The organism is Gardnerella sp. 26-12, assembly GCF_001660745.1.
GTDB classification, from domain to species: Bacteria; Actinomycetota; Actinomycetes; order Actinomycetales; family Bifidobacteriaceae; genus Bifidobacterium; species Bifidobacterium swidsinskii.
This window is the reverse complement of sequence record NZ_LWSR01000110.1, coordinates 1-5,429: the sequence shown is the minus strand read 5'-3', so window position 1 is coordinate 5,429 and position 5,429 is coordinate 1. Positions and strand designations below refer to the sequence as shown.

Annotated in this window: 2 protein-coding genes; one reads left to right on the top strand and one right to left on the bottom strand. The window is 43.7% G+C overall.

Annotation, left to right across the window (positions count from 1 at the left end; translation table 11 throughout):
- Positions 1-1,858 precede the first annotated feature (1,858 nt).
- Complete coding sequence (locus A5295_RS05410; protein WP_004110548.1) at positions 1,859-3,406, top strand: ATP-dependent helicase; 1,548 nt, start codon at positions 1,859-1,861, stop codon at positions 3,404-3,406.
- Positions 3,407-3,560: 154 nt separating this feature from the next.
- Here A5295_RS05410 and A5295_RS05405 read toward each other — a convergent pair whose 3' ends face one another.
- Entirely contained in the window at positions 3,561-5,348 is a 1,788-nt protein-coding gene (locus A5295_RS05405) for a zinc-dependent metalloprotease (protein WP_064622057.1), read from the bottom strand.
- Positions 5,349-5,429: the final 81 nt, after the last annotated feature.

Genomic DNA, 5,429 nt, shown 5'->3' with positions numbered 1-5,429 from the left:
AGATGTGTATAAGAGACAGCTAGCAGAGGGATGATTACGGTTTCTGGTTTATCGTCATTTTTTTGCGTATTTCTTTCTGTATCTTCAGAAAGTTTTGAGTCCGAAGAAGTCTCGTTTGCGCTATCAACCTTACTGTCACGCTCAACTATAACTTCATCCTTAACCTCAGAATCATTGTTGTTCTTGGCGTCCTTAGCTTCCTCATTGCTACCAGCGTTACTAACGTTTTCATGCTCAGCACTAGCATTGCTATCGGCAGATTTACTCATTGCAGTTTGCACAATAGTTTCTGCGGTTTCGTGTACTGTTTGAGTTTTTACATGAGTAATTACTTGAGTTGCTGTGTCGTCAGCGAGTTGTGCTGCTTTTTCAGCCTCCTCAGCGTTAGCTGCGTGTGTGCCAGCATATTGAACTTTGCGCTCATGAGTATCGTCGCTTATAGTTTTGTTGCTATCGTAAGTCTCGTCTTGAGTGTTATTTAATTCAGTATTTCTTTCTGAAGTAATGTCTCGCTCATGAGTTTCGTCGCTATTTCCAGTGTTTAGTTGGTTTTCAGTAGAATTATTCTTAGAAATTTGGCGACTTTGCGTATTGTCATTTTCAAGAAGCGTTCCAACTGTAATAGTCGAGACGGGATTTCCTGCAGCACGACCAGTTTTAGCAGTTTGTGCATTGCTAATACGACTAAGCTCGTGCGCTAAACGCTCAACTTGAGCCTTAAAACGCATAATACTAGTGTTATCTGCACGTTGCAAAGCTTGAACAAAATCGCCAACTTGTTCCATTTGCAGCCACAAGTTTGCGCGAAGCATAATCAAACTATCTAAACGAGAACCCATAATTCTACCGTATGCAGAAAGCACTGCGTTTCGGCGCTGCTCGTTAAGTTTTGCAAAAATCCAAGCCAAATCGCGCGCAGGATCGTTAATTTGCATTCTTTGCCAATTTGTCACAGCAGTAATTGTTGAGCCAGCAAACAAAATGTCGCCATCCATAAAACCGCCGTGTACTGGGCAAGTTTCAAATGACCACAATCCTTCAGTTTCCAACACTCTTGACCAACTGTCAGTAATTTCGGTTGGAATATGACCGGCTTGACGAAGTCTTTTAATCCAACCGGTTAACTGTGCGCGAATTTGACCAGTAGTAAAAGCAGAGTATTTTCCGCGCGTTACGAAAGTAGGGCGCAGGCGATGAATAGCGCCGATTGCAGTTCCAACATTTGCGCAATCGTCAGTAGTAAGAAGACGCAAGTCGCGAGCGCTACCTTCAAGATGTTCGCAAATAAGCACAGTGTCTTCATCGTTGTTGTTGGCAATAATGCTTGACATTCGTATAGATTGCTGTTGTGTAGATTGCTGTTGTACGTATTGCTGAGTGCCAGCAACTGTAGAATTTTCATCGGTTACATTATTTGCAACATTTCCAGCGTTATTATTAGCATCTTCGCGTTTTCCTGGCATAAACGTGAGCATAGTGTCGTAAGCGAATCCCAAAGCTGCCAAATCTTTACTGTGCTCAAGAGTCCATGCTGCACGAGCCCGGTCATGCAAACGCTTGCGACCTTTACTATCCGCACTGATAAAAACGTCGTAAAGCTTACCGGAAATATCTTGCACAACGGCGTGAGAAATTCCAGCCGCGGTATCAGTGGCATTAACTTGCTCACTTTGGCGTGTTCCTGCAAACTGTACTTCGGGCATGGCTGCAGATGCCAGTGCTGCCAACTTGAATCTACTGAGTTGTGTCACACTCCCACAGTAATACAAAGCACCGAAATTTTGCCAATTTTTTGTAAGTTATACACATATTTTTATTCTTGTTGCGTAAGCGTTGTTATTGCTGCAACAATAGAATTATGAATTCTTCACCAGAACCTTCGCAAGTGACTTCTAAAACTTCTCAAGTGACTTCTCCAGAAGCACTTTTAGACGGGTTGGATAATTCGCAACGCGAAGCTGCTACCGCACTAGAAGGGCCAGTGCGCATTATAGCTTGTGCAGGAGCTGGTAAAACGCGCACTATTACGCGCAGAATTGCGTATGCTTGCGCTACTGGTAAGTGGGATCCTGAAAGAGTTTTGGCAGTTACTTTTTCTGTAAAAGCAGCTGCGGAAATGAGATCGCGTATTGAGGCTCTTGGTGTAAGTAATGTTGGATGCGTCTCAACATTTCATTCTGCGGCTTTGCAACACATTCGCAGCGTGTGGAACGACGTCTGTTCAGCACAATTTCCATCAATTATGAATGATTCTCAGCAAATCATAGCTTCTGCGCTTAAGCGTTATCCGGATTTTGCGGATATGACTTTGTTGCAAACTCGCGATATTTTGGCAGAAATTAATTGGGCGAAAGTTTCGCTTATTGCGCCTGACGATTACTTGCGTGTGTGCGCTTCTACGCACCGTTTGCCTCCTGCAGGTTTAGAGCCGCAGCAATTTGTCGATATATATGAAGCTTACGAAACCGAAAAAAATGCGCATAATTGCATCGATTTTAACGATATTCTTCTACTTTGCTGCCATATTTTACGAAATTTTCCGGAAGCTGCAAACCGTATTAAGCAATCAATCGGATGGATCACAGTTGACGAATATCAGGATGTGTCTCCTTTACAGCACGAATTGTTGCGATTATGGATGGGGCAGAACCGCGATATTTGCGTAGTGGGCGATCCTGCGCAAACAATCTACTCGTTTGCAGGTGCGAATAGTTACTATTTGCTTTCATTTCCGCAAGAATTTGCTCCTCTTGGAGCAGATATTAGTTTGAATACCGACTACCGCTCCACAGAACGCATAGTAGGTCTTGCTAATAGAGTGCTTGCGGCTTCTGCGCATAAAAAGGATTACGTAAAAGTTAAGGCGGCAACAAAAGGCGGCGTTCGTGTTAGCCAGCAAGTTTTTGCAACCGATGTTGAAGAAGCTTTGGGTGTAGTTGAGCAAATTGCAAAACTTGTAAAAAGCGGCGTTGCGCATCTTGGGGAGTGCGCAATACTAACGAGAACCAATGCTCAACAGCAAGTAGTTTGTAAAGCGTTAAAAGCAGCAAAACTTCCGTATCGCGTGAGAAAAGACGTGGGGTGGCAGCGAAATGTTTTAGAGGATGCGCAAAGCTACGGTTCTCAAGGTATTTCTGACATTTTTGCATCTTCTAATATTTCAACTGTTACTGTTTCAACTATTCATGCTGTTAAAGGTTTAGAGTTTGCGCATGTTTACGTAATTGGCTGCTCTGAAGGGCTTATTCCTTTTGGCTCTACGACTGATGACAGTGCTTTGGAAGAAGAGCGCAGACTTATGTACGTTGCAATAACTCGCGCAGAAAAGACTTTGCATCTTTCTTACGCTTCTAGAAAAGACAGTGGAACTGGCATGAATCGCGTGCCTAGCCGCTTTCTGGCTTAATCTCGCGGCATAAATTTTACGCTCGTGTAAAGTTTTGGTCGTTTTTGGTTGAGACCGACCTTTTCTTTACACAGTTGCACAGTTTATGCCGTTTTGAGCGTTGATGTCGATTATTCAGCTGGATTGTTATTGAATCAGGAGTTTTACAAGAGTTTTATTCGCCGTCAGCATCAGTTTCGTCGGAATTGCCGGATTCGTTGCCAGCTTCGCTACCGGATTCGTCGCCAGTTTCGTCGCCAGTTTCGTTACCGGTTTCGCTGTTTTGCTTCTTTTGGCGTGCATCCTCTTCCAAAAGCTTGCTAAGTTCAGCATCCCAATCATTTGTGCCTAAATCGTCTTCTGTTAATTTTTCAAAAGATTTTTCGATAGGCGCATTTTCGATAGCGTTAGCAGTATTTTTGTTACTTTCGTAACTGTCTGCACTTTCGTGACTTTCGCTAGTTTCGCTAGTTTTTTCAGTTGCTTCACTAGTTTGGTTAGACTGAGTTTCTATTGCATTTTTTGCAGCAGTTTTCGTTGCATCCTCCGCATCGATTTCTTTCGTAACTTCGTCACCTGCGTTACCTGCGTCACCAGCTTTACTTTCGTTACCAGCTTTACCTTCATTACTAGCGTCTTTCGTAACTTCGCTAGCTTCCGGCAAAGTTGGCAACAAATCTGGATGACTCCACAAGCTATCTCGCTCTTCAATACCGCGCTCGCGAGTCAACTTTTCCCACAATTGCGATGCCTCGCGCATACGGCGAGGGCGCAAATGCAAACCAAGTAACGATTCAAACGTCACTTCTGCAGGTCCTCCTGCAGCTCGCTCGCGACGCATCATCTCTCGCAACTGCTCAATGTGCACAATATGAGCCATTCCAGACTGCCATGTAACGCAATCAACCCAACCTTCAACAAGTGCAAGCAAAGTTTCCAAACTGTGCAAAGCTTGACGCTGCTCCTCAGAATCATTGCTGCCAATATTTTGCAAATTAACAGCTCCTGAAATTGCTTCCGGATTCATTGTTTCCACGTCGCGAAGCTGTTCTTCCATAGCCTCTAAATCAATACTTATTCCGTTTGCGTACTTAATAATCAGTGCTTCAAATCGTGGCATAAGCCATGGCACGGATGCAAATAATCTTGCGTGTGCAGCTTCTCGCAAAGCCAAATAATTCATGACTTCTGTAACATCCAACTCCCACACTTTTGCATACTCAATGCAGTTGTATGGAATTAATCCGCCTGCAGGATTTTGCAACAGCGCAAGACCTTGATCAAAACTGCCGTGTACTTCGTGTGAAAGTGCTCCAGCTGCTTGACCCAGTTGCATAGCAAACGAAGTGTTTCCAAGCAGTTTCATGAGTTGCGCTGGATTATTCATTCCTTCAGGCAACGGAATCGGCACAACTCCTGCAAATAATCCTTTTACTTCAGCATTATCCACATCTCGGAATCGCTCTTCAATAACAGAAGTGAGTGCTTCATTTACTGATTTTGCAACAGGATTAGCGAATTTAACCCAAGCTTCAAGCGTTTTTTCTACCCAATCAGCTCTAGACAATACTTCTGGCGTTCCAGGAGCAGGATTGAAATTGCACGTTATATCTAGCCATAAGTTCGCTTGGCTTAAAGCTCTTCGTGTGGCATCTGCTACGTCTGCATTTACATTTCCTTGATCGCCATTAGCGTGCTGTAAAGCAATAGATTGCGCTAACTTGCGATTAATTGGCCCTTCTTCAAGTGTTGCTTCCATTTCGTACGGATTATTAAGACCGCCTGCACTAAAAGCTTGCATCATTCCGCGAACTTCGTCTGGTTTAGGAAGCTTATCTGGATTCTGATTTAAGAGTTGTTCGCGTAGCTCAAACGGAAGCTGATCAAGTTGTTTCCATGCTTCTTCTCCTTGTATTGGCCCAAAGCATTCAATGAGCCATTGGTGAATTGCATCGTCATTCATGAGCGTATCCTTCTCGTGCCACGTGTTGCATAATTTACAGTTTTTATTTTTATACGTTTCGTATCTGCACGTATTTGTACG